Origin of the sequence: Streptococcus sp. VTCC 12886 (genome assembly GCF_049893425.1) — a bacterium.
GTDB classification, from domain to species: Bacteria; Bacillota; Bacilli; order Lactobacillales; family Streptococcaceae; genus Streptococcus; species Streptococcus suis_AA.
The window spans coordinates 23,371-47,730 of sequence record NZ_JBMVJB010000017.1; the positions used below are offsets into that span (position 1 = coordinate 23,371).

24 protein-coding genes and 1 pseudogene are annotated in these 24,360 nt (G+C 38.9%); 2 read left to right on the forward strand and 23 right to left on the reverse strand.

Annotated features, from left to right (window positions below):
* Positions 1-57: 57 nt before the first annotated feature.
* Both ACPC57_RS06575 and ACPC57_RS06580 read right to left on the reverse strand, forming a co-directional pair.
* The gene (locus ACPC57_RS06575; protein WP_434066541.1) at positions 58-756 is read right to left on the reverse strand and encodes a hypothetical protein; all 699 of its coding nucleotides are present in this window, start codon (positions 754-756) and stop codon (positions 58-60) included.
* A 129-nt stretch (positions 757-885) separates the two neighbouring features.
* The gene (locus tag ACPC57_RS06580; RefSeq protein ID WP_254451575.1) at positions 886-1,119 is read right to left on the reverse strand and encodes a hypothetical protein; all 234 of its coding nucleotides are present in this window, start codon (positions 1,117-1,119) and stop codon (positions 886-888) included.
* A 131-nt stretch (positions 1,120-1,250) separates the two neighbouring features.
* Between ACPC57_RS06580 and ACPC57_RS06585 the strand changes: the two genes are divergently transcribed.
* Positions 1,251-1,433, forward strand: a complete 183-nt coding sequence (locus ACPC57_RS06585) for a 4-oxalocrotonate tautomerase (protein ID WP_002934978.1) — start codon at positions 1,251-1,253, stop codon at positions 1,431-1,433.
* Positions 1,434-1,482: 49 nt separating this feature from the next.
* Here the strand turns inward: ACPC57_RS06585 and lepA are convergent, their stop codons facing one another.
* The 21 genes and pseudogenes from lepA to nth all read right to left on the reverse strand — a co-directional run bounded on the left by lepA (position 1,483) and on the right by nth (position 23,332).
* Positions 1,483-3,315, reverse strand: a complete 1,833-nt coding sequence (gene lepA, locus ACPC57_RS06590; protein ID WP_217373802.1) for a translation elongation factor 4 — start codon at positions 3,313-3,315, stop codon at positions 1,483-1,485.
* Between the two features lie 97 nt (positions 3,316-3,412).
* On the reverse strand, positions 3,413-3,826 hold the full coding sequence (gene ndk, locus ACPC57_RS06595; RefSeq protein WP_277837226.1) for a nucleoside-diphosphate kinase: 414 nt from the start codon (positions 3,824-3,826) through the stop codon (positions 3,413-3,415).
* Between the two features lie 21 nt (positions 3,827-3,847).
* Entirely contained in the window at positions 3,848-4,435 is a 588-nt protein-coding gene (yihA, locus tag ACPC57_RS06600; RefSeq protein ID WP_434066542.1) for a ribosome biogenesis GTP-binding protein YihA/YsxC, read from the reverse strand.
* Between the two features lie 60 nt (positions 4,436-4,495).
* Positions 4,496-5,722 (reverse strand): ATP-dependent Clp protease ATP-binding subunit ClpX, encoded by a 1,227-nt coding sequence (gene clpX, locus ACPC57_RS06605; protein ID WP_130555333.1) that lies wholly within the window; start codon positions 5,720-5,722, stop codon positions 4,496-4,498.
* A 197-nt stretch (positions 5,723-5,919) separates the two neighbouring features.
* Positions 5,920-6,432, reverse strand: coding sequence for a dihydrofolate reductase (locus tag ACPC57_RS06610; protein WP_217373803.1), 513 nt, complete (start codon positions 6,430-6,432; stop codon positions 5,920-5,922).
* 209 nt (positions 6,433-6,641) lie between these two features.
* Entirely contained in the window at positions 6,642-7,481 is an 840-nt protein-coding gene (locus tag ACPC57_RS06615; RefSeq protein WP_130555330.1) for a thymidylate synthase, read from the reverse strand.
* Positions 7,482-7,533: 52 nt separating this feature from the next.
* Entirely contained in the window at positions 7,534-7,857 is a 324-nt protein-coding gene (locus ACPC57_RS06620; protein WP_217373805.1) for a hypothetical protein, read from the reverse strand.
* Positions 7,858-7,994: 137 nt separating this feature from the next.
* Complete coding sequence (locus ACPC57_RS06625) at positions 7,995-8,954, reverse strand: ROK family glucokinase (protein ID WP_217373806.1); 960 nt, start codon at positions 8,952-8,954, stop codon at positions 7,995-7,997.
* Positions 8,955-9,113: 159 nt separating this feature from the next.
* Complete coding sequence (locus tag ACPC57_RS06630; RefSeq protein WP_171989804.1) at positions 9,114-9,449, reverse strand: hypothetical protein; 336 nt, start codon at positions 9,447-9,449, stop codon at positions 9,114-9,116.
* Complete coding sequence (locus ACPC57_RS06635; protein ID WP_434066543.1) at positions 9,450-11,318, reverse strand: ABC-F family ATP-binding cassette domain-containing protein; 1,869 nt, start codon at positions 11,316-11,318, stop codon at positions 9,450-9,452.
* Complete coding sequence (locus ACPC57_RS06640; protein ID WP_434065308.1) at positions 11,311-12,522, reverse strand: CCA tRNA nucleotidyltransferase; 1,212 nt, start codon at positions 12,520-12,522, stop codon at positions 11,311-11,313. Before ACPC57_RS06640 ends, ACPC57_RS06635 begins: the two co-directional genes overlap by 8 nt.
* Positions 12,519-13,286 (reverse strand): 4-hydroxy-tetrahydrodipicolinate reductase, encoded by a 768-nt coding sequence (dapB, locus tag ACPC57_RS06645; protein WP_434065307.1) that lies wholly within the window; start codon positions 13,284-13,286, stop codon positions 12,519-12,521. The genes ACPC57_RS06640 and dapB overlap by 4 nt, the downstream gene beginning before the upstream one ends.
* A gap of 8 nt (positions 13,287-13,294) precedes the next feature.
* Positions 13,295-14,146: a DegV family protein gene (locus ACPC57_RS06650; RefSeq protein ID WP_434066544.1), complete on the reverse strand. Its 852-nt coding sequence runs from the start codon at positions 14,144-14,146 to the stop codon at positions 13,295-13,297.
* A complete protein-coding gene (locus tag ACPC57_RS06655; RefSeq protein ID WP_130555322.1) occupies positions 14,147-14,521 on the reverse strand; it encodes a DUF1149 family protein in 375 nt (124 codons plus the stop codon).
* Between the two features lie 93 nt (positions 14,522-14,614).
* Positions 14,615-16,570 (reverse strand): annotated as a pseudogene (locus ACPC57_RS06660) (PTS fructose transporter subunit IIABC).
* Entirely contained in the window at positions 16,567-17,478 is a 912-nt protein-coding gene (pfkB, locus tag ACPC57_RS06665) for a 1-phosphofructokinase (RefSeq protein ID WP_434065304.1), read from the reverse strand. Before pfkB ends, ACPC57_RS06660 begins: the two are co-directional and overlap by 4 nt.
* Positions 17,475-18,224, reverse strand: coding sequence for a DeoR/GlpR family DNA-binding transcription regulator (locus tag ACPC57_RS06670; RefSeq protein WP_434066545.1), 750 nt, complete (start codon positions 18,222-18,224; stop codon positions 17,475-17,477). Before ACPC57_RS06670 ends, pfkB begins: the two co-directional genes overlap by 4 nt.
* Positions 18,225-18,530: 306 nt before the next feature.
* Complete coding sequence (locus ACPC57_RS06675) at positions 18,531-19,595, reverse strand: aminotransferase class I/II-fold pyridoxal phosphate-dependent enzyme (RefSeq protein ID WP_434066546.1); 1,065 nt, start codon at positions 19,593-19,595, stop codon at positions 18,531-18,533.
* Between the two features lie 148 nt (positions 19,596-19,743).
* On the reverse strand, positions 19,744-21,087 hold the full coding sequence (locus ACPC57_RS06680; protein ID WP_434066547.1) for an MATE family efflux transporter: 1,344 nt from the start codon (positions 21,085-21,087) through the stop codon (positions 19,744-19,746).
* Between the two features lie 355 nt (positions 21,088-21,442).
* The gene (gene guaC, locus ACPC57_RS06685) at positions 21,443-22,426 is read right to left on the reverse strand and encodes a GMP reductase (protein ID WP_277837238.1); all 984 of its coding nucleotides are present in this window, start codon (positions 22,424-22,426) and stop codon (positions 21,443-21,445) included.
* A gap of 282 nt (positions 22,427-22,708) precedes the next feature.
* Complete coding sequence (gene nth / locus ACPC57_RS06690; RefSeq protein WP_434065345.1) at positions 22,709-23,332, reverse strand: endonuclease III; 624 nt, start codon at positions 23,330-23,332, stop codon at positions 22,709-22,711.
* A gap of 97 nt (positions 23,333-23,429) precedes the next feature.
* On the opposite strand from nth, the gene ACPC57_RS06695 reads away from it, so the two are divergent.
* Entirely contained in the window at positions 23,430-24,287 is an 858-nt protein-coding gene (locus ACPC57_RS06695) for an NAD(P)H-hydrate dehydratase (RefSeq protein ID WP_277837239.1), read from the forward strand.
* Positions 24,288-24,360 lie beyond the last annotated feature (73 nt).

Below are 24,360 nucleotides of genomic sequence, written 5' to 3' on the forward strand. Positions count from 1 at the left end.
AAGCCGAGCTTCCTCTTCCTTACGAGCCTTCTCAGCAATTGCTTTTTCTGCATTCCATTATTTTATGATTACCTTACTGTTTTTTGTTATTACTTTATCGTTAATGCTATTAAAATCTTTCCCATCAATTTCAACTGCAATCATTTGCCCATTTTTAGAAATATCATTTGTTTCAGTTGCTTGTTCAGAAACCTGTGAAAAACCACCATCTGTAAATAATTTCTTAGTATCAGAGACTGTCGTGGTTGAAATAGCATTTTGAAGTTCTGCAAAACTAGAAAAATCAGAGTAAGCCACTGTGATAGGGACATTTTTCTTAACCACAATTTCTTGTTCTGTATCTAGCTTTAATTCCTTTCCAACTAACAAGATTGACTGGATCTTCTCGTGCATGGTTTTATCTTTATCAGCTTTCGGTGTTAGGGTTATATTAACAAATCCTGCTGATTTTAACTGTTTTTCAATTTCTGATTTACTAGATCCTTTTGACATATTTTCAGGTATTTTTACATTGTCATTGCTCACATCAAAGTATGTTAAAGTGACTGGTAAACTCTTTGAATAAAAATAGCCAAGCTGATAGTCATATGAGCCAATCTTGATACTATCCACAATATCTTTCTTTTTTTCGTTTCCTTCAGCAACCAATAATATTGGTGTTAATGTGATATTTTCAAATCCTAGTTGAATAAATTCTTTTTCAACATCCTTTATATTACCATTTTCAGTAAGCTGAGGTTCCATAGCATCTTTCATAGCACTATGGTAATTAATTTCAATCGGAGTATCTTTTGCTACACTTCCTTCTTTCCATTCCTCGCCATCGACTGATACGGTTTCAACAAAAGTTTTTTCAGAAACTTCTCCATACTCTATATCGCTTATCTACACAGTTTGAACATTTTCAAAACCAGCATCACTATATTCTTGCAAAACAGTTTCAATATTTTTTTCAAAAATCTGTTCTTTAGTTGGAAGTTTGGCAGTTGTAAGGTATGATCCTCCTAAGGGTGTCACGACTACACCACCTAAAATGGCACCTGTTTTACGATTAAAAAATTTACGTTTTTTGTTTGTTGTAAAATCAATACTTGCTTGTAAATTTTTACTCTTAGACATACTCCTTCTCCATGAATATTCCTAATGATATTATATAAAATTAGCAAACTTATTTACAATAATTTGTAGAAATATCTTTGGAGAATCCTAAAAACTATGGTACAATAAACGAAAAATAAAGGAGGAAATATATGCCATTTGTTCGTATTGATTTGTTTGAAGGACGCACAGAAGAACAAAAAATTGCTCTTGCACGTGAAGTAACTGAGGTTGTATCTCGTAATACCAACGCACCAAAAGAAGCCATTCATGTTTTCATCAATGATATGCCTGAAGGGACTTACTACCCACAAGGTGAAATGAAACGTAAATAAGAGAAAACACTCTTGCAACAAAATGCAGGAGTGTTTCTTTATATCAAGATTATCTCTTATCGTCTTCATCCATACTGAGAACACTGAGGAAGGCTTCTTGTGGAACTTCGACAGAGCCGATGGCTTTCATCCGTTTTTTACCGGCTTTTTGTTTTTCTAGGAGTTTGCGTTTACGGGAAACGTCACCACCATAACACTTGGCCAAAACGTTCTTCCGAAGAGCCTTGATGTCGCTACGGGCAACAATTTTTTGACCGATTGCAGCTTGGATTGGCACTTCAAACTGTTGACGAGGGATGATTTTCTTGAGTTTGTCCACGATGATTTTCCCACGTTCGTAAGCAAATTCCTTGTGGACGATAAAGCTGAGGGCATCTACCTTGTCACCGTTCAAGAGAATATCCATTTTCACTAACTTAGATGTACGATATTCAGAAATTTCATAGTCAAAGCTAGCGTATCCACGAGTAGATGACTTGAGTTTATCAAAGAAATCAAAGACAATCTCCGCAAGTGGAATTTGGTAGATGACATTTACACGGTTATCATCGATATAATCCATTGTCACAAAGTCACCACGTTTGCGTTGGGTCAATTCCATGACCGCACCGACATATTCCTGTGGCACCATGATTTGTGCCTTAACATAAGGCTCCTCAATACTTGCAATTTTTGTAGGATCTGGGAATTCTGAGGGGTTGGCTACATCAATCGTTTCACCGTCCGTCATGTTAACATGATAAACTACCGACGGTGCTGTCATGATGAGGTCAATGTTAAATTCACGCTCTATCCGTTCTTGAATAACATCCATGTGCAAGAGACCTAAGAAGCCACAACGGAAACCAAATCCGAGAGCCTGCGATGTTTCAGGTTCGAACTGCAAGCTGGCATCGTTGAGCTGGAGCTTTTCCAGGGCTTCACGGAGGTCGTTGTACTTGTTGGAGTCAATTGGATAGATCCCAGCGAAGACCATTGGGTTCATCTGCTTGTAGCCTGCTAGTGGTTCGCTAGCAGGATTTTCCGCTAAGGTCACCGTATCACCGACACGGGTATCTGCCACGGTCTTGATAGAAGCTGCGATATAACCAACATCTCCAACTGCTAGGAAATCACGGCCAATAGCTTTTGGTGCAAAAATTCCGACTTCCGTAACATCGAAGGTCTTGCCATTGCTCATCATTTGGATGGTATCACCGGGCTTTACAACCCCATTAACAATACGGACTTGGAGGATGACCCCACGATAGGGATCATAGACAGAGTCAAAAATTAAGGCCTGCAATGGGGCTTCAACATCACCTGTTGGAGCGGGAACTTTCTCTACGATTTGTTCAAGAATCTCCTCAATACCAATTCCTGATTTAGCTGAAGCCGGAACCGCTTCCGAAGCGTCCAAACCAATGACATCTTCAATTTCTTGACGAACACGCTCAGGATCTGCAGCTGGTAGATCAATCTTATTAATGACTGGCAAGATTTCAAGGTCATTATCCAGAGCCAAATAAACATTTGCAAGTGTTTGTGCTTCAATGCCTTGGGCTGCATCAACTACCAGAATTGCTCCTTCACAGGCAGCAAGCGAACGAGAAACTTCATAGGTAAAGTCAACGTGTCCTGGAGTGTCTATCAAATGGAAGATATAGGTTTCTCCATCTTTGGCAGTATAGTTAAGCTCAATAGCATTTAGCTTAATGGTTATGCCACGTTCACGCTCTAAATCCATGCTATCTAACAATTGAGCCTGCATTTCACGACTAGAAACTGTTTCTGTCTTTTCGAGTATGCGGTCAGCCAAGGTTGATTTCCCATGGTCAATGTGGGCAATAATGGAGAAATTACGGATTTTCTCCTGTCGTTTTTTTAATTCTTCTAAATTCATGTTTCATCCTTTACAAGGGTATAATACTCTTCATTATATCAGATTTGGCTAGAACTTTCCATAAGAAAAACACCTAGAAATATAGGTGCCTACTCTGCTATTGTCCTAACCATAAAGAAATTTCACGTTCAGCTGCTTCTGAGCAATCTGATCCATGTACAACATTCTCTACCATTCCACCAACTGGTGCCGTTGCAAAATCCCCACGAATAGTTCCTGGAAGTGCATTGACCGGATTAGTAGCACCCATCATATCTCTCCATGATTTGATCACTTCTGGACCTTCCAAAACCCCAGCAATGACAGGACCACTAGTCATATATTGAACCAATTGCGGAAAGAAAGGTTTGTCAGTCAAATGATCATAATGTTTCGCAATTAATGCTTCTGTTGCAGTCAGCATCTTCAAATCACGAATCTTGAATCCTCTACGTTCAATTCGTGTAAGAATTTGTCCTACCAATCCTCGCTCAAGAGCATCCGGTTTGATAATGAAGAATGTACGTTCCATGGCTTTTCTCCTGTCTATAAATTAGATATTTTTCAAGATTGCATCCCAAGCCTGATCATAGCCATGACGAGTTTCAGAAGAGAACACAATAAATTGATCCTTCATATCAAAGTCCAACTTTTTCTTGATCATTGATTCGTGTTTGTTCCACTTGCCACGCGGTATTTTATCAGCCTTCGTTGCCACAATAATAACAGGAATGTCATAATATTTCAAGAAATCATACATCTGAACGTCATCAGCTGAAGGTTCATGGCGCATATCCACTAAGCTAACAACAACCCGTAAATTCTCTCTTGTTGTCAAATATTCTTCAATCATTTTGCCCCACTTGGCACGCTCCGTTTTTGAAACTTTTGCATAACCATAACCTGGAACATCCACAAAACGAATTTTATCATCTATGTTATAAAAATTAAGTTGTTGAGTTTTTCCAGGCTTTCCTGATGTACGAGCAAGATTTTTTCTACCTAAGAGGGTATTAATAAAGGAAGACTTCCCAACGTTTGATCGTCCAGCAAGGGCGATTTCCGGAAGGTCGTCTTCTGGATACTGGGCTTTCGAAACCGCACTAAGCAGAATTTCAGCATTATGTGTATTGATTTCCATTTTGTACCTTTCATAAAGAAGGGGAGAAAGTCAAAACCTATCACCCCTTATTGTACTTATTTAAGCAGTTTCTAGCAAAGGTTTTTCCTTACCATCTACTGCATCTTTTGTAACACGAACCCGTTTTACATTCTCTTGACTAGGAACTTCAAACATCACATCCATCATGGTTTCTTCAATAATCGAACGAAGTCCCCGTGCACCTGTTTTCCGTTCAATAGCCTTTTTGGCAATTTCCTCCAAGGCATCCTGGTCAAATTCTAACTCCACATTATCGTAGGATAAAAGAGTTTGGTACTGTTTTACCAAAGCATTCTTCGGCTCAGTCAAAATACGAATCAAATCCTCTGTCGTTAATTGATCTAAGGCTGCCAAAACAGGTAATCGTCCAATCAACTCAGGAATAATACCAAATTTTTGAATATCATCAGCAATGATATGTTGCATATATGATTCTTTTTCATCAATAGCACGATTGTTTTGACCAAAACCAATGATTTTCTCTCCTAATCGTTGCTTAACAATTTCCTCGATACCATCAAACGCACCGCCAACGATGAAAAGAATGTTTTTCGTATCGACTTGAATCATTTCTTGATTAGGGTGTTTTCGTCCACCTTGTGGAGGTACACTGGCAACGGTTCCTTCAATAATTTTTAAGAGAGCTTGTTGGACACCTTCACCCGAGACGTCACGGGTAATGGACACATTTTCACCTTTTTTGGCAATTTTATCAATTTCATCCACATAGATGATACCTCTTTCAGCACGGTCAATGTTAAAATCTGCTGCCTGCAATAATTTAAGTAAAATATTTTCAACATCTTCACCCACATAACCAGCCTCAGTAAGAGCGGTCGCATCAGCAATAGCAAACGGGACATTCAAACTTTTAGCCAAGGTCTGAGCTAGGAAGGTTTTTCCTGAACCAGTCGGGCCAATCATCAAGATGTTAGATTTTTGCAAATCAACATCATTTTCATCGCGACTATCTTGGAAATTAATACGTTTGTAGTGATTATAAACAGCCACTGCCAACGCACGTTTAGCACGATCTTGTCCAATGACATAATTGTTTAAAATATTGAGTAATTCTTGTGGCTTTGGTGTGTCTGCCAAATCTGTCAGTACTTCTTCAGCCAATTCTTCACGAATGATTTCTTGAGCTAACTCAACACACTCATTACAAATGAAAACATTATTTCCTGCAATAATTTTTTTAACTTCTTCTTGGTTTTTACCACAAAATGAGCAATAGATAAGCTCTTGTGTATGCTTGATAGCCATGTGTTTCCTCTTTCATATATCTTATCTGAATAAAAAGCCATAAATTGCATGAATACTATTAACCAAATTGGTAAAAGCATTCAGTAAAAATAAAATAGCCAGACCAAAACGTTTCTTTCTACAGGCTTGAACAGCACAAAGAACGCATATTCCGCAGAGAAACGCTGTAAATAAACCGAATAAACTTCTCTCCATGCCTAACTTTCTCTTCTTTCGTAGGTTTTTATAGTAAAATCAAATGGATTTTCCTCATCTTTTAATCGGAGTGTTTTCTTCTGCAGGCAAAATTGTTCCATCGGAAAATCTTTCGGAAAGAAAGTATCTCCATCAAATTGACCATGAATATCTGTCACAATCAATTGGTCGATATATGCCGCAAATGCCATAAAAATCTGACTCCCACCAATTACAAATAAAGTCCGCTCTTGATGTGCATACCAATCCAACACTTCCTCCACACTATGAACAACTGTAACCCGATCATTTTCCGCTACATATGATTGATCCTTTGTCAAAACGATAGTGTGACGATTAGGAAGTGCACGCTTGCCCATACCATCAAAAGTTATACGTCCCATCGCCATCGTGTGACCAGTAGTCGTTTCTTTAAAATGAGCTAAGTCAGCGGGCAAGGACCAAGGTAGTTTATCGCCTTTTCCAATCAATCCATTTTCATCTTGAGCCCAAATAGCAACAATCTTTTTTGTCATTTTCTCTCACTTTCCGTCCTATCATTCTATCAAAAATTCACAAAAAATGCACTTTCCAAGTAAGTCTAGTGCAAATTTTTATAGCTCTAAAAATGTAGCAGTACTCAAAGAATACTTGGAGAGTGAAACAGTCTGAGTATAGACTGTTTCAGCCCGAGTCTAAAAATAAAGAAGCGAGGTAAAGATCGAAGTCTTCACTGCTAATCCCGTTAAATTGCTAAATCGAATTTTAACTGCGGTTTAACTGGATTATAGTCCACCAACTCAAAATCTTCTGCTTTAATATCGAAAAAATTTGTTCCGTCTGGGACGTTGAGTACTAAACGAGGCTCAACTTCTGAAGGAGTCCGACGTAGCAATTCTTCAGCTTGTTTAAACTGGTTGTCATAGATATGAAGATTGTTGATGAAATAGAAAAACTTCCCAACCTTCCAGCCGAAATGTTTAGCAATCATCATCTGAAGGGCTACATACTGCATCGCATTGATATGATGGGCAACCAACATATCATTTGAACGTTGAGTAAGGGTTGCGTCCAGATAAATGTCCCCATCCACTCGTCGAACGTCAAACATGGTCTGAAAGGCACATGGCAACAGACCTGCAGATTGGTCAAAAGCCTCATAGTCCCATAACGAAATGACATTGCGGCGATTCCAAGGATTTTCTTCCAATTGTTTGAGAATCTTGGAAATGATGTCATGCTTCTTAACAATAGCACCATAGCGTTCGCCAATCGTGCCAGTTCCTTCCACTTCCCAGTCATTCCAATACTGGACACCGTACTTTTCTTGTAAAACAGACAAGTCATTGGTCTGGTCTTGGTAAATCCAGAGAATTTCTTTAATGGCTGACTTGATTGGGATAGGTCTTAATGTAGTAATAGGGAACTCGCCCTTGGCCAAGTCATACTCTGCAAAGCAACCAGTAATGTATTTGGAATTGGCTACATTTCCATCCTTGTAACGGGGGCGAGCATTTTCTGAAAAAACGCCCTCTTCCATAATCTTACGAATGTTTTCTTTAAAAATACTATCTGCTTTTGTCATAGTTTTAGTATAGCAAATCTTAACAAAAAACTCCAGTTTTGAACAGGAGTCCTCATTTATACAGCAAGGGGTAGAGATTGAGCTGAAATAGACCAGAAAGGGCAGTTACTAGACTGAACAATATAAAATACAAAACAACCAAGACGGTACTCAATAATATCTTGCGAATATTTTTAGTGTAAATTTTATAGTAGATAGATAGTATAAGAATTAGAGTACCCAGCAGAGGGAGAATCAACATGGTTGCTACGTTTCCCCAGCTAGACAGGAATAACCAGTCTCGAATCCAGTTATCAAGGAAAAAGGCAGATAACAAAATCAATAAACCAAGAATAGTCAGATAGTTGATTATTTTAGACATATTTACCTGTTTCATAAGGTGACACTCCTTTCTCTTTACACTTTCATTGTACGCTTAAATACTACGTTTTTCAATATATGTATATAATATATGTATATAAGGAAATTGTCACAGCAGATTAAAAAAAGCAGAGTTTCCCCTGCTTCTAACAATTATTTTAATACAAGTGATGCTGCGCCTAATACACCTGCATCATTGCCACGTGTTGCCAAGACGATTTGTGTACTTTCCTTAATTTGTGGGAAGCTATTGTCGGCAAATACATTACGAACACCATCTAATAGGAATTCACCTGCAGCTGAAACACCACCACCAAGAACAATGTAGGCTGGATTTAAAACTGCTGCAATATTTGCACAAGCAATACCAAGGTAATTTGAAAAATGACGGTAAACAATTAGTGCCAAATCGTCACCTTCTTTAGCTAAGTCGAACACATCTTTTGCAGTAAGCTCTTCTCCATCGTCAATCAGTTGTTTCAGTTTGGCATCACCTGCGTATTCTTCAGCATAACGACGTGTCAAATTCACAATACCTGTTGCTGAAGCAACAGTTTCCAAACAACCTTTTTTACCACAAGTACATGCAAATGGTGCATCAAAGTCAACTGTGATATGGCCCAATTCACCACCAGCACCTTTGACTCCACGAATCAAGTTTCCTGCAGCAATGACACCGCCACCGACACCTGTACCAAGAGTCATGAAGACAACATTCGGATTGTTATTACCTGCACCAACCCATTGTTCACCAAGAGCCGCTACGTTGGCATCATTGTCAATGAAAAAAGGTAAGCCGAGGGCAGATTCAAACTGATCTTTAACCAATTGTAAGGTTTTCCAATTGAGGTTATAGGCACCGATAACAGTACCAGCTTCGCTATCAACGACACCTGGAGACCCCATGCCAATACCAAGAAAATCTTCTTTCGTTAAACCATATGTTTCAAAACGATGTTTGATGCTGTCAATGATATCAGGAACAATATGGCTTCCCTCATCTAAAATATTTGTTTTGATAGACCACTTTTCTTGAATTTCACCTTCGGTAGTCAAAATCGCTAATTTAACAGAAGTTCCCCCAAGGTCAATTCCGATGATTTTTTTAGACATAAGATACTCCTAAAATCTTTTTTTACAATTATACCACAATGCAAACATTTGCGTAAAGCCTTTTCATAGATAAAATAATCCTTTGTTCAAGATTATCATTTTTTACAATAGCTTTTATTCCAAAGAACCGTATTTAAAATATTCTAAAAATAAGGAGCCCTATCGAAAAAGATAGAGCAAGATAATAAATTGAATATGCAAAATAAATCGACCCACGGAAAATAGCATCACAGTCGCAAATTGACTGCCTTCTTTGGTACCATTATATAAAAATAAGGTCGAGATAAAGGTAAATCCTAATGCAAACCCGAGCATTTGCAAATCATGATAGGATTGAGCATAAAAATAAAGGGTTATGGCTAGTAATATCATAGACAAGACTGTCAAAACAAGTCTGAGTCCATTCATCCTTCTTGTTTTAAAATAACTAAATAAGGCTGAAACCAACGTAACTAGCAGATAAATGACCATATAGGAAATGACAAGAATTTTCATCTAGCCCTCCAATTCGCTTAAGTATTCATAACGCTCATATTTTTCCAATAGAGATTTATTTTTCTCTTCCAACTCCTTTTGCAAGTCGGACAACTTTGTAAAATCACTTCCGCAAGTGAGCATTTCCGATTCAATCACCTGAATTCGATCTTCTAAACTAGTGATTTCATCTTCAATACTTGCCCATTCCTGCTTCTCAAAATAGGACATCCGCTTCTTGCTTGCCTTGATCTTTTCTGTTTTTTCCTTTGGCATTTCTAGCGAAATAGCAGATCTGGAAGCTAGAAAGGCCTTCTCATCCAAATAGTCTGTGTAGTTGCCAAAGAAGGTCTCGATACCGCTATCTTCGAATGCCAAAATTTTATTTGCTACCTTATCTAGGAAATACCGATCATGGCTAACGATAATCACTGGACCAGAAAAACCTTGTAAGAAATGTTCGAGTACTGTCAAGGTTGCAATATCCAAATCATTTGTTGGCTCATCTAAGAGAAGTACATTTGGTCGTTGCAAAAGAATTTTGAGTAAATAAAGCCGCTTCTTCTCCCCGCCTGACAACTTTTCGATCAGCGTGCCATGCATATTCCGCGGAAAGAGAAATTGTTCTAATAACTCCGCAATTGAGACCATGCCAGAACTTGTCTTAGCTTCATCAGCCACTTCTTGTAAGAAATTGATAACACGCTTGCTTTCATCTAATCCTTTGATAGTTTGCGAGAAATAGCCGATTCGGATAGTTTCCCCAATGTCCACTTTTCCGCTATCTGCTTGTAACTCACCAGCAATCAGATTCAAAAGGGTGGATTTTCCTTTACCATTTTCTCCGACAATCCCAATGCGATCCTTATTTTGAATGAGTAAATTAAAATCTGATAAAATGGGCTTATCTGGATACGAAAAGCTGACGTGATCAAACTTGATGACTTTTTTACCAATACGTGAGGTTTCAAAATTTATTTCCAGCTCACTGTCATCTATTGACTGAGCTAAGTCACCCTTTAGGTCATGAAAACGATTGATACGAGCTTGTTGCTTTGTTGCACGCGCTTGTGGCTGTCTTCGCATCCATGCAAGTTCCTGCTTGTACAATTGCTCTTTCTTATGACGAAGAGCTGCATCGCGCTCATCCTGATCAGCTTTTAAGCGCACATAATCTTGGTAATTTCCCTGATATTCAGTTAAATTTGCACGGTCTAGCTCAAAAATCCGTGTTGCAACATTGTCCAAGAAATAGCGATCATGGGTAATAAAGAGGACAGACTTTTTAGTATTTTTTAAAAACGTTGTCAACCATTCAATCGTATCAATATCTAAGTGGTTGGTAGGTTCATCGAGTAATAAAAGGTCTGCATGACCAAGAAGGACCTGGGCCAATTGAACACGTCTACGCAAACCACCTGAGAGTTCAGAAACAGTCATATTTAACTCAGTAAGGCCTAGCTTTGAAAGAACCGTTTTGACCTGACTTTCGATTTCCCAAGCATTTAATGCATCCATTTCAGTCATTATAGTTTCTAACTTTGATTGACTTGCTTCATCATAATTCGACATGAGCAACTCGTACTCACGAATCAACTGCATTTCGCGTAAATCCGAAGATAAAACCGTATCTAAAACTGTTTTACTCTCATCAAAAACAGGCTCCTGAGTCAAATATGAAATTTTATATGTATTTTTTGTACGAAATGGAGATACATCCCCATCAAATCCAATTCGACCTGATAAAACATCCAAGAGAGTTGTTTTTCCCGTTCCATTGACACCGATTATCCCAATGCGATCTCCTTGGTGAATAATGAAAGAAAGGTCAGAAAAGACCGTCTTATCTCCTACTGACTTGGTAAGATGCTCAACGATAAAATCACTCATTATCTAAGATTCCTTTCACAAATTTCATAATTTCTACAGATGAATTAGCCAAGGTCCCCTCAACAATCTGGAATTCAATTTCTTTTAATAATTCACCTAGAACTGGCCCTGGTTTAAGACCAAAGGCTTGCATGAGATGACCACCATTAGCAACAATTTCGTGTCTATCATGTATTGTTAAAGATTGATCAACTCTTTCTATTGCTTTGAAATCTGTAGAGAAACCTTGAGCTTGACGCAATTCCTCAACCAAATAGAGCAATTCTTTGCCATACTTGAAACAAATTTGTTTTGTGACAGTTCCTGCATGCCGCATATGGTATATTTCTACTAATTGAATAACCGTCCGTTGAAAATCATTACTGGTCTTCCATTTTTTCAGGAAAGATTTGATATTTTCAATTTCCAGGCAAACAACAAGCATGGCCCAAGCTTGTTCAGAAGTTGAAAATCGGAAAGCCTCATCTAAACGAGTCAACATGGTCTCTAACTGTTCACCTTTTCCTGCCAAATCAGGCAAGAACTGATAAGCCTTAGAATCTATCATCGCACGCAAGCCATTTTGCCAATATTCAGCGACCAGGAGCTTATCAAATTCTATAAAACTCCGTTCTACAGATATTTTTTCCAAGAGCGGTGCAGTATCTGCCATTGCTTTAAAAGTCACTTCCTCGATTTTAAAGTTCAATGTTGCTGCAAAACGAAAGCCCCGCATGATTCGTAAGGCATCCTCATTAAAACGTTCGGACGGAATACCAACAGCCCGAAGTGTATGATTTTCTAGGTCAGAAAGCCCTTGAAATAGGTCAATGATTGTTGACTCCTCATCAAGTGCAAACGCATTCACTGTGAAATCACGTCGTTTCAAATCTTCTTCCAGGGAGCGCACAAAAGAAACCTGACTCGGTCGTCGGAAGTCAACATAGTCCTCTTCCGTCCGAAAGGTGGTAATTTCATACTCTTTTTGTCCTTCCAAAACCAAGACTGTTCCATGTTCAATGCCAACGTCAAATGTGCGTGGAAAAATTTGCTTGGTTTCTTGTGGATAACTGGATGTGGCAATATCTACATCATGAATTTGCCTTCCAAGAATTGCGTCACGAACAGACCCTCCTACAAAATAGGCCTCATATCCAGCTGATTTAATTTTCTCTAAAATCGGCAAAGCCTCCTGAAATTCAGAAGGCAGATTGGTTAATTTCATAATAAGTGTTCCAAACCATAAACGAGTTGTGAGCGATGAACAACCTCTTTAATGCCAAGGTTAACACCACTCATAAAAGAAATACGATCATATGAATCATGTCGAATTGTCAGACCCTCACCTTGTGCACCAAAGATGACCTCTTGGTGAGCGACCAAGCCTGGCAAGCGAACGGAATGAATGCGGAACCCATCGAATGCTGCGCCACGAGCTCCAGCAATTAATTCTTCTTCATCTGCAACACCTTGAAGCAGGGTTGGCCGTACTTGAGAAATCAGCTCGGCTGTTTTTACAGCTGTACCACTTGGCGCATCTTTCTTCTTATCATGGTGAAGTTCAATAATTTCAAGATTAGGGAAATACTTAGCTGCTTGTGCGGCAAATTGCATTAACAAGATCGCTCCGATCGCAAAGTTTGGTGCAATCAATCCACCTAAACCTTTTTCGGCAGACAAAGCTGTCAATTCTTCAATTTCTTCCGAAGTAAATCCAGTCGTCCCAACGACAGGTGCGAACCCATTTTCTAAAGCAAAACGAGTATTTTCGTAAGCAAATTTTGGTGTTGTAAAGTCAACCCAAACATCCGCTTCCACGCCCGCAACTTCTTCCTTGTTTTTGAAAACAGGAACACCACCAACTTCGGTCTCGGTTGCAAATGGATCCACTAAGGCAGCCAACGAGAGGTCTGTATCACCATTGACCATTTCTACGGCTGTTGATCCCATTTTCCCTTTAAAACCAGCAATAATCACATTAATTGTCATAAGAACTCCTATTCAATAATGGGTGAAATACCAAAGGCTATGGCACCTTCGCCTAAATGAGTACCAATTACAGATCCAAATGTGACGATTGGTAACTCGCTAGTAAGCCCAGCTTCTTCCAACAAATCCTTGAAATTATCTGCTTTTTCAGGTGCATTCGCATGAATAATAGCTAATTGATAGTGTCCATCCGCAGTTTTTTCCTGTAAAATTTCAAGAAGTCGTTTCACAGCTTTTTTCTCTGTACGAACTTTTTCGTATACTTCAATCTTCCCTTCGGAAGTAAAATAAAGAATTGGTTTGATACTCAAAAGGTTTCCCAGAATCGCAGCAGCATTCGACAAGCGTCCCCCTTTTACCAAATGATCTAAATCATCTACCATAATAAAAGCAGAGGTTTGTTCAATTTGACAGTTAAGTTTTTCACAAATCGTTTCAAAATCCTGACCTGCATCAGCCCATCTAAGAACATTCTCTACCATCATGCCAAGCGGTGCAGAAGTAATTTTTGAATCTGGGATTGCAATGGTTATATTTTCAAATTCATCAACTAAATACTGAATATTTTGATAAAAACCTGAAATTCCTGACGATAAAAACAGACCAATTGCATGAGTAAATCCTTGTTTCGATACTTGAGACAGGATTTCTTCCAATTTCATCAAACTTGGCTGACTCGTTTTTGGTAATTCTGCTGAAGCAGCCATTTTTTGATAGAATTCTGATACTGTTAAATTCTGTCCTTCTATATAAGACTCCCCATCAATCGTAACAGGAATGGGTAGAACAAAGACACGCTCATCAGAAATAATCGTTTCGCTTAAAACAGCCGAGCTGTCCGTAATAACTGCTATTTTCATTTAAATCTCCAAATTTACACCAGGTGCATCAAATGCAATCTCGGTTACGTCATATGTCATTCTCTTTAAGATATCCAGAAGTGGTTCAGCCAAGACACGCTTATCTTCGTTTGTAAATTCAGTTGGTTCTTCAACAAAACGGTTTTGCAAGTGAACAGCCTGGCTCATCGCTCCAGAAATAACATGTTGATTCAATACAATCATAAATCGGAGAATTGTAATCATAGATGTTTTATTTTCCTCACGACTATGCTTGAGCAATTGAAAATCAACGTTCAATTTTGTCACTGGGACTCCATTTTCTTTTTCCCATTCGTGATTACGAGCATCAAAATGATATTGATTAACAAATTCTTTTTCGCGAATAATTTCCATCTTTTTTCTCCAATACACAGTTATAGAATTATTATACCATAGTTTGTGGTGAAAATGAAAAAAACCTTGCCAACAGACAAGGTTTTTATATTCTTATTTAGGTTGACGTAGTGCTCCGTAAAGGACACCTGAAACTACTGCACCGATTGCAACATAAGCAAGGTAGAGAAGTGGATTAGATGTAAGAGCAATTACGAAGATACCACCGTGTGGAGCAATCAATTGGATGCCTGACAAACCAACCAAGGCACCTGCAAGGGCAGAACCTGCGATAAAGCTTGGAATTGCACGAGCTGGGTCAGCAGCACCAAACGGAATTGCACCTTCAGTGATGAATGAAAGCCCCATAACGATGTTAGTCAAACCTGAATTGCGCTCTTCTTGAGTAAATTTATTTTTGTAAAGCAAGGTAGCAACGAATACTGCCAATGGTGGAACCATACCACCAGCCATAACGGCAGCCATTGCAACTGAACCACCATTTGCGACAGTTGCTGCAAGTGTACCAGTACCGAAAACATAAGCTGCTTTATTGACAGGTCCACCCATGTCAACTGCCATCATTCCACCAAGGACAAGTCCAAGTAAAACAGCTGAACTACCTTCAAGACCAGATAAGAAATTGTTCATACCTGTGTTGATAGCTGCCATCGGAATATTGACGAAGAACATCAAGAAACCTGTGAGTGCTGTACCTAAAAGTGGCAAGAGCAAGATAGCATTCAAACCTTGAAGGGATTTTGGAAGGTTGCGCAAAGCGTTGCGAAGAACGAGCACTACACCACCAGCAAGGAAACCACCGACAAGGGCACCCAAGAAACCGGATGATACACCAGCAAGAGCAAGGGTTTCTTCACCACCAGCTGCATAAGGAATTTTACCGAAAGCAAGGCCACTATTGGCAATAGCACCAGCTACGAAACCCGCAACCAAACCTGGTTTTTCAGCGATTGAGTAAGCAATATAACCTGCAAGAAGTGGCAACATGAAGCCGAAGGCTGCTCCACCAATCTTCATAAACATGGAAGCTAATTCATTGTAAGAACCAAGACTACTTAAGCTATCATTAGGAACACCAAGTAAGTTATCGACTAAAAAGGCTAAAGCAATCAGGATACCACCACCGATAACGAATGGCAACATTTGAGATACACCGCTCATCAAGTGCTTATAGAAAGCTTTACCAAGACTAAGTTTTTCAGAAGATTCCACAGTAGCTGCTCCTTCTTACGCTGTATAAGTTGATGCTTTACCTTCCAAGATAAGTTTAATCAATTCTTCTGGCTGTTTGATACCAGCTGCAACTGGACGAGATACCAATGGCTTACCATTGAAACGTGACATATCGACAGCCTTATCTGCTGCGATGATGACACCTGCAGCATTCTTAATATCTTCAGCAGTCAATTTATTACCCACACCTGAGGCACCATTTGTTTCAACTTTGATGTCAACTCCCATTTCTGCTGCTTGCTTCTTCAGGGCTTCTTCCGCCATATATGTGTGTGCAATCCCTGTTGTACATGCAGTAACAGCAACAATAAATGGACGGTCACCACTTGGAGCTACAACCACTTCTTCTGCAACCTTATCTGCTGCTTCGGCTTCGTCAAAGACTGCAATGACTTCTTCTGGACTAGATACACTACGAAGTTTGTCAGCAAAACCTGGTTTCATCAAGTATTTTGACAATTCAGCAAGAGCAGCCAAGTGAGTATCATTAGCACCTTCTGGCGCTGCAATCATAAAGAACAAGTCAGTAGGTTGACCATCAAGACTTGCATAGTCAACGCCTTTATTTGATTTTGCAAAGAGAACAGTTGCTTCTTTCACAGCAGCATTCTTAGCGTGTGGCATTGCAATCCCGTCACCAAGGCCTGTTGTAGTCTGTGCTTCACGATTGAGGATTCCTGTTTTAAAAACTTCAAAATCAGTAACGTATCCCTTATCTACCAAGCTGGTAATCATTTCATCAATGACTGCTTCCTTGCTTGTCGCTTGCAAATCAAGCAACATGACATCTTTTTTCAAAACGTCTTGAATTTTCATAGTGTTTCTACCTCAACTTTTTCATAAATTTCCTTAATAAATTCGATACTTGCCAGATCATCTGAAAAGGCTGTTGCCGTACCGCAAGCAACTCCCCATTTGAGGGCTTCGATTGGGTCTTGTGAGCGAACGTATTCACCTGTAAAACCTGCCACCATGGAATCTCCAGCTCCGACAGAGTTTTTCACTGTACCCTTGATTGGTTTAGCAAAGTAAGTAGCTGCTGGAGTGACCATCAAAGCACCATCACCAGCCATAGAAATGATTACATTCTGAGCACCCATTTCTAAGATTTTCTTAGCATAGGTCTCGATGTCTGCAATGCCATTCAATTCGACATTGAAGATTGCTTCAAGTTCATGGTTGTTTGGCTTGACCAATAATGGTTGGTGTGCTAGTGAGTCAAGAAGTGTTTTACCTTCAAAGTCACAGACAACCTGTGCCCCTGTTTCTCTCACCACTGGAATTAATCGGTTATAAACTTCGTTACCAAGGCTTGCCGGTGCAGAACCTGCAAATACAACAATGTTGTCTTTGGTAAGACCTGCAAGAATCATCTCTAATTCTGCCAACTGTAAATCCGTCACGACTGGTCCCAATCCATTGATTTCAGTTTCTTGATCAGCCTTGATTTTCACGTTTATCCTTGTATCTTGATCTACTTGAACAAAATCAGTTTCAATCCCTTCGGCTACCAATCCATCCTTAATAAATTGACCCGTAAAGCCTCCAAGAAAGCCAGTTGCTGTATTGGAATACCCCAAACGCTTTAAGACACGGCTAACATTAATTCCTTTACCACCAGCATACTTATCATCGCTCTCCATACGATTGACACTGCCTATTTCGACATGTTCTAAACGAACAATATAGTCAATAGCTGGATTGAGCGTAACTGTATAAATCATACCTCAATAACCCTCGTTTTCTTTTTTATTATATCCAATAAACTGCTTTCTGATGTTTGGCAGATAATGTTGGCTTTTTCGGTTGCAGCAACCTTCACAAAGGAAAATTGTCCAATTTTAGATGCATCCACAAGTACATAACTTTCTTTTGCGTTATCAATAACAGTCCTTTTTATAGTTGCCTCCTCAACGTCTGGTGTTGTCAAGTAGTGTTTATCAATACCATTCATACCAAGAAATGCCTTGTCAAAATTGAGTTGCCGTATTTGATCTATTGCTACCGCACCAACGGAAGCATCTGTTGATTGCTTGACAAACCCACCAATAATAATGGTTTTTATCTTGCGTTCAACCAACTTAACCGCGTGATGAACCGAATTTGTCACAACTGTAAGATTCTCTTGATGAAGATAGTCAATCAGCAGTCCTGTAGTGGTTCCGGCGTCTAAAAAGATTACATCCCCATCTTCAATTAGCTGATTCGCTCGTTCAGCAATCTCTCGTTTTTCTTGAACGTTTTTGACAGATTTTTCCAGTATCGATTCTTCTAACTGTAAATTGCCTGTTGATTCAGCCCCTCCATGCACACGTTTCAGTTTTCCCTCATTTTCTAATTCATCTAAATCCCTACGAACAGTGGACTCAGACGTTTCAAGAATCTCAACTAACTCTTCTAAACGAACATACTGTTGTGCCTGTATTCGCTCCAAAATGAGTTGTTTTCGCTCTGATTTGAGTATGTTCAACACCTCCTGCAATCGTTTACAAAATCTATTATACACGAAAAATTTATCCTGTCAATCATTTTCTATCAAATACCGTCGAAAAACTTCAATTTTAAAATTTTTTCACTTTCCCATTTTAAGGTGGCAGGATGAAAAGCTCCACTTGAGCTTTTCACTCATCAAGGCTCTTGACAACGGATATTTTTTCATTTTAGAAGAGTATAAATGGTTCCTATTATTTTATAATGACGAAAAAACCGATCCATCAAACGATGAATCAGTCTTATACTTTTTCTCTGTACCATTAAATATTAAACAGAAGATCTACTATTCGGCAGTGGCAATGTTACGTATCATTTCTTTCATCATTTCCATCTCTTCTTTTCTGCCAATAGCCATTCGAATATGGTTGGACAATTTTCCACTTGGATAATACTTAAAATTCCAGTCTTTTTCCAAGGCATAATGATGCAATTCTTGAGCCCATGGTGCAGAAAAAGTTACAAAGTTAGTCTGACTTGGCAGAACACGACAGTTTGGCATTGTTTCCAAAAATTCAACAAATGTTGCACGACTACTTTTTATTTCCAGGATTTTTTCTTGAACCAAGTCAGTATATCCAAGGGCCATTGTCCCTATTTTAGCTGTTAGGTTTGGCAAACTGTAAGGAGGAATAACCCGATCTAATTCAAAAATAAGTTGCTCGTCTGCAACTGCAAATCCCAGACGGATACCAGCTAGACCAAATGCTTTTGATAAGGTTCGCAGTACTATCAGATTCTTATATTGATTGATTTGATTAACAAAACTAGTTGTGTCAGAAAATTCTATGTAGGCTTCATCGATCACGACTAAGCCATCAAAATTGCGTATGAGTTCTTCGACCTCTTTTTCATCAAATGCCACTGAAGAAGGATTATTCGGATTAGAAAACATAATCATTTTCGCTCCTACAAGATTCGCATAAGCTAGTATATCATCAGCTTTCAGGCGAAGTGTTTCTCCATCACTAGGCAATTCATATTGTTTGAATCGGCTACCATGTAACTGATTGTATACTTCGTACATAAAGAAATCAGGATCGATGGTTAAAAAGACTTCATCCACTTTCAGAACCCCTGTAATTAGCATATGGATGATGAAATCTGATCCAACCCCAACCGTCAATTGCTGAGGCTGCACTCCAAGATAGGCCGCATAAGTCTCAATCAATTCAGCATACCGATTATCTCCGTAGAAAGATAACTCGCCAGCTGTAACAGCCTCTAAGGCCTCCTGTAAGAGAAAAGACCAATCAATCAGTCGATTCTCATTATCACCTAAATTGTATTTTGCCTGACCCGGCAATTTATAGGGTTCTAAATTTTCTATATCTATTCTAAATAAGCTCATTTTCTCCTACTTTCTATTGTTTTGAACCTATCACATACTTTGGTTCGTTATAAAGCCTCAGGCCCTGAAAGAAAATTCTCGACAGTTACTATGATACTCTTCGAATAGTGCCAATGATAGATACAAACAAATAACTGATAAAATTTCCCTACTGAACCGTTCGTTTTTCTACAATATGCATACGAATGTTTAAGGTAATACCACAGGCAAAAATACCAACAATCAAACCAACCCAGTAAGCCTTAGGACCTAAATCTGTCGTTCCTTCTAATAAAAATGCAATTGGAAACGTCAATGACCAAAAAGAAATGAGACCTAGTAAAAATGGGACAGTTGTGTCTTTGTACCCGCGTAGGATTCCCTGTATCGGAGCTGTAAACGCATCTGCTAACTGGAAGAATAATGCAAAAACTAAAAAATCTGCCGTCAAACGGATAAACACCGGATTTTGACCATACCAACCCGCCACCATTTGCCGATTAAAATAGAGAAATGTTAGGGTTAAACCAGCAAATAGAATGGCGGTCAAACGGCCGATAATTGCATACTGACGCGCCGCTTGAGGTCGGTTTGCACCGATTTCATATGAAATCACAATCGGTAAGGCCATAGAAACGCTAACTGGGAAAGCATATAACAAGGTAGCAAAATTCATTGCAGACTGGTGAGCAGCAATGACCTGAGAAGAAAATTTTGCCATTTGTAAACTGACAACTGCAAAAATAGCAACTTCAGCAAAGACTTGCAAACCAATTGGAAGGCCCAATTTTAACCCAGCTTTTAAGAGGGAGAATTGAACAGGGCTCCATTGCCATAGTTGATACGAGGCGATACGCTTATTTTTAAGCATGACTAAGATAATGACCACTAGGACAGCCCAATAGGCTAAAGCAGTTCCCAACCCAGCTCCTGCCCCACCCAAAGTCGGGAATCCCAGCTTACCATAAATAAATAGATAATTGAATAAGCTATTAAAGGGAACTAGCAATAACATTAAATTCATGGACAAGCGTGTCATCCCTAAAGCATCGAAAAATGAACGGCAGACACTAAAGAGTAAAAGAGGCAAAATTCCAATAGAAATGTAGTTAAGATACGATTTTGCTATAGACTCTACCTCAGCGTCCAAGTGCAACAGACCAAGGACCGGGCCCGCAACAACCTTTACCAATACAAACAAGATGACTGCCAAACCAAGAGCTAGATAAACAAATTGGTGGAATTCCTCTCTGATTTTATCACGGTTTCCCCGCCCTAAATGATGACCAATAATAGGAATCATAGCGGAAACAATTCCTGTTAGAAAAGAGAAAAACGGATTCCAAAGACTTGTTGCCATAGAAACTCCTGCTAAATCAAGGGTCCGATATTGACCAGTCATCATTGTATCAATAAAAGATGCAGAAAAATTTGCAAATTGATAAATGAGAATGGGGAGAAAAATCTTTAAAAAAAGCAGAAACTTTTCTTTTCGAGTGTGAGTTGGATACATAATCATTCCTTTTTATTCTAAGGTACCTTTTTATCGAAAACAATCGAATTAAACTCTCGGAAAATCAAAATTATCTGTTGTCTAGAGCCTTGATGAGTGAAAAGCTCCAGCAGAAGCTTTTAAACCTGTTACCTTGAAACAAGAAAGTAACAGAGTTATGTCTTCTGCTAAATGACGCCAACACAATTCTCTATATTTTCCAGCCTTCAACTATCTCCCAGATAGGTGAAGCTAGGCTACTTTTGATTCTCATTGACTATTATTTTCTAACTGTCAAAGGGGGCCTCTATTATTGTATCAGGACTGAAAGCATTCTGCAAACAAAGAAAGGACCTGCAATGCAAGTCCAATGGAATTATAAGGAATCACCGTTCCAAATTGAATTTTTTACTACAACATAATCCACATGTTTTAAGCTTGTGAGATCACGCCCACCAGCATAAGAAATAGAAGATTGCAAATCTTGCTCCATTTCAATCAGAGTATCTTTCAAGTGACCTTTAGTAGGCAATAAAATTTTCTTACCCTCAACGTTTTTATAATCACCTTTTTGGTATTCAGATGCAGAACCATAGTACTCTTTAAACTTCTCACCATCTACTTCTACTGTTTTTCCTGGGCTTTCAATATGTCCTGCAAAAAGCGAACCAATCATAACCATGCTTGCCCCGAAACGAATGGATTTAGCAATATCTCCGTGGGTACGGATACCACCGTCCGCAATGATTGGTTTACGAGCTGCTTTTGCACACCAACGTAGCGCAGCCAATTGCCAACCACCTGTACCAAAACCTGTTTTTACTTTAGTTATACATACTTTCCCTGGTCCGATACCAACTTTCGTGGCATCTGCACCAGCATTCTCCAATTCACGGACCGCTTCTGGTGTGCCAACATTTCCAGCAATCACAAATGTTTCTGGCAATTCTTTTTTAATATGCTGAATCATATTTATCACACTATCAGCATGACCATGAGCAATATCAATGGTAATAAACTCAGGAGCATCTGCTTTCAAACTTGATACAAAGTCATATTCATATTCTTTTACACCAACGGAGATAGAAGCTATCAAACCTTGTTCATGCATGCGTTTGATAAATGGAAGACGGCCGGCTTCATCGAAACGGTGCATAATATAGAAATAACCATCCTTTGCTAACATCTCTGCAACATCTTCATCTATTATCGTCTGCATATTGGCCGGAACTACAGGTAACTTAAAGCTGTACTTTCCCAGAATTACACTTGTATCTGCCTCTGAACGACTATTGATAATACATTTATTTGGGATAAGCTGAATATCTTCGTAGTCAAAAATTGGAGTCTCGTTAATCATAATCGCACCTCTATTTTCATATAATTTTCAGAAAAAACAATAAATTTTCGTAATTAAACGAATTCATATGTATTATTATAGTTTATTGTTAGGTTTTTGTCAATGAAGATTAAGAATATTATAAAATCATTCGTATATTGGATTGTTTTTTATTTTTCTGATAAACAAATATTGTGATTGTTCAGAATTTAAGAAAGATTTCTAGTATTTTCAAATAAATATTCTGAATTTACCATATATTTCTGTCTCAAAAACAAAAAAATCTCCAAAAACTGAAGATTTTTAATCAAATTTATATAATTGCGGATACTTGTGACACTCAGGATTCTTTGGATGGCATACTTCTCTTCCAAAATAAATCATCGCCTGATGAGCTGGAAGCCATCGTTCAGGTGGCAAAACCTCCATAACCCGGTTTTCTGTTTCCAAAGGTGTTGCAGATTTTTTCACAATATCATGATGTTTGCAGATACGTCCTACATGGGTATCGACAGCAAACGCTGGAATCCCAAATCCGACACTCAATACTACGTTAGCAGTTTTTCGGCCCACACCTGTCAGCGCCTCCAATTCCTCACGTGTTTGAGGGACTATCCCATCATGACAATCCATCAACTGCTGGGCACATTCTTTTAAGAACTTAGCCTTATTTCGATACAAACCCAAGCGGGAAATAAAGGGTTCAATATCCTCCACATTCGCAGCTGCCATTGCTTGAGGGGTTGGAAAAGCAGCAAACAAACCTGGAGTAGCTTTATTTACTGCAGCATCAGTCGTTTGAGCAGAAAGTAACACAGCGCACAACAGCTCGAAATGATTATGAAAATCCAAACTAGGTTTGGCATCAGGATAGAGTGCAATAATTTCTTCAATAACTTTTCTAGCACGTTTTTTTGATAATACCATGAATTCATTATAGCATGAAAACTTGGATTTATCTAAAATCTGGATTGTCATAAACCTCATTCCTCGTGATATAATAAGAAGAAAAGGGGGAATAAGTATGGACTTACAAGAACTCTGTAGAAAGGTTATTCAAGCAAGACCACGCAATAGCCATAAGAGAAGCTATGGTCGAGTCTTGCTGATTGGTGGACTGTATCCTTATGGTGGAGCGATTATCATGGCCGCACTAGCAACCGTCAACAGTGGAGCAGGCTTGGTAACTGTTGCCACTGAAAAAGACAACATACCAGCCTTATATAGTCATCTGCCTGAAGCCATGGCATTTTCATTTGACGATCAAGCCTTGCTGATAAGTAGCTTAGAAAATGCTGACTTGGTATTGATTGGTCCAGGTTTGGGGGAAAATAGCAGAGCTGAACAGTTATTAGACTTTGTTCTTGAACATTTATCTGACCAGCAGATTTTAGTTCTTGACGGCTCAGCCCTTACCTTAGTCGCAAAGCAAAACAGAAAGAACTTCCCGTGTAAACAAGTCATCCTGACACCCCACCAGAAAGAATGGGAACGGTTATCAGCCATTCCGGTTGCTGACCAAACAAGCCAAAAAAATCTTGAAGCCTTGCAATCTTTTCAAGAAAATACAATCCTTGTAGCTAAAAGTTCTGCTACACAAATCCTAAAAGCCCAGCCAAACCAAGTCACTCCAATAGGAGCTGGTGGTCCCTACCAAGCAACAGGAGGTATGGGAGATACTCTTGCAGGTATGATTGCAGGATTTGCTGTACAATTTCCCCATGTTCAACTATATGAGAGAATCCTTGTAGCAACCTACCTCCACTCCTATATTGCCGACCAACTGGCTCAAGATTATTATCTTGTAAAGCCAACTGATGTCTCAAGAAACATCCAAAAGACAATGGCTTCAATTTCAAACACAAACAACCGCCTAATCTGATATACTCCCCTTATAGTGGACAGTGAAAAAATAAAAATTTTCACTAGAAACTATAAGGGGAGTTTTATTATGT

Excerpts from the sequence above, each read along its gene's own strand:
- ACPC57_RS06575 (WP_434066541.1), bottom strand. The coding sequence starts at position 756 with ATGAAAGATGCTATGGAACCTCAGCTTACTGAAAATGGTAATATAAAG.
- ACPC57_RS06580 (WP_254451575.1), bottom strand. The coding sequence starts at position 1,119 with ATGTCTAAGAGTAAAAATTTACAAGCAAGTATTGATTTTACAACAAAC.
- ACPC57_RS06585 (WP_002934978.1), top strand. The coding sequence starts at position 1,251 with ATGCCATTTGTTCGTATTGATTTGTTTGAAGGACGCACAGAAGAACAA.
- lepA (WP_217373802.1), bottom strand. The coding sequence starts at position 3,315 with ATGAATTTAGAAGAATTAAAAAAACGACAGGAGAAAATCCGTAATTTC.
- ndk (WP_277837226.1), bottom strand. The coding sequence starts at position 3,826 with ATGGAACGTACATTCTTCATTATCAAACCGGATGCTCTTGAGCGAGGA.
- yihA (WP_434066542.1), bottom strand. The coding sequence starts at position 4,435 with ATGGAAATCAATACACATAATGCTGAAATTCTGCTTAGTGCGGTTTCG.
- clpX (WP_130555333.1), bottom strand. The coding sequence starts at position 5,722 with ATGGCTATCAAGCATACACAAGAGCTTATCTATTGCTCATTTTGTGGT.
- ACPC57_RS06610 (WP_217373803.1), bottom strand. The coding sequence starts at position 6,432 with ATGACAAAAAAGATTGTTGCTATTTGGGCTCAAGATGAAAATGGATTG.
- ACPC57_RS06615 (WP_130555330.1), bottom strand. The coding sequence starts at position 7,481 with ATGACAAAAGCAGATAGTATTTTTAAAGAAAACATTCGTAAGATTATG.
- ACPC57_RS06620 (WP_217373805.1), bottom strand. The coding sequence starts at position 7,857 with ATGAAACAGGTAAATATGTCTAAAATAATCAACTATCTGACTATTCTT.
- ACPC57_RS06625 (WP_217373806.1), bottom strand. The coding sequence starts at position 8,954 with ATGTCTAAAAAAATCATCGGAATTGACCTTGGGGGAACTTCTGTTAAA.
- ACPC57_RS06630 (WP_171989804.1), bottom strand. The coding sequence starts at position 9,449 with ATGAAAATTCTTGTCATTTCCTATATGGTCATTTATCTGCTAGTTACG.
- ACPC57_RS06635 (WP_434066543.1), bottom strand. The coding sequence starts at position 11,318 with ATGAGTGATTTTATCGTTGAGCATCTTACCAAGTCAGTAGGAGATAAG.
- ACPC57_RS06640 (WP_434065308.1), bottom strand. The coding sequence starts at position 12,522 with ATGAAATTAACCAATCTGCCTTCTGAATTTCAGGAGGCTTTGCCGATT.
- dapB (WP_434065307.1), bottom strand. The coding sequence starts at position 13,286 with ATGACAATTAATGTGATTATTGCTGGTTTTAAAGGGAAAATGGGATCA.
- ACPC57_RS06650 (WP_434066544.1), bottom strand. The coding sequence starts at position 14,146 with ATGAAAATAGCAGTTATTACGGACAGCTCGGCTGTTTTAAGCGAAACG.
- ACPC57_RS06655 (WP_130555322.1), bottom strand. The coding sequence starts at position 14,521 with ATGGAAATTATTCGCGAAAAAGAATTTGTTAATCAATATCATTTTGAT.
- pfkB (WP_434065304.1), bottom strand. The coding sequence starts at position 17,478 with ATGATTTATACAGTTACGCTCAATCCAGCTATTGACTATATTGTTCGT.
- ACPC57_RS06675 (WP_434066546.1), bottom strand. The coding sequence starts at position 19,595 with ATGAGCTTATTTAGAATAGATATAGAAAATTTAGAACCCTATAAATTG.
- ACPC57_RS06680 (WP_434066547.1), bottom strand. The coding sequence starts at position 21,087 with ATGTATCCAACTCACACTCGAAAAGAAAAGTTTCTGCTTTTTTTAAAG.
- guaC (WP_277837238.1), bottom strand. The coding sequence starts at position 22,426 with ATGATTAACGAGACTCCAATTTTTGACTACGAAGATATTCAGCTTATC.
- nth (WP_434065345.1), bottom strand. The coding sequence starts at position 23,332 with ATGGTATTATCAAAAAAACGTGCTAGAAAAGTTATTGAAGAAATTATT.
- ACPC57_RS06695 (WP_277837239.1), top strand. The coding sequence starts at position 23,430 with ATGGACTTACAAGAACTCTGTAGAAAGGTTATTCAAGCAAGACCACGC.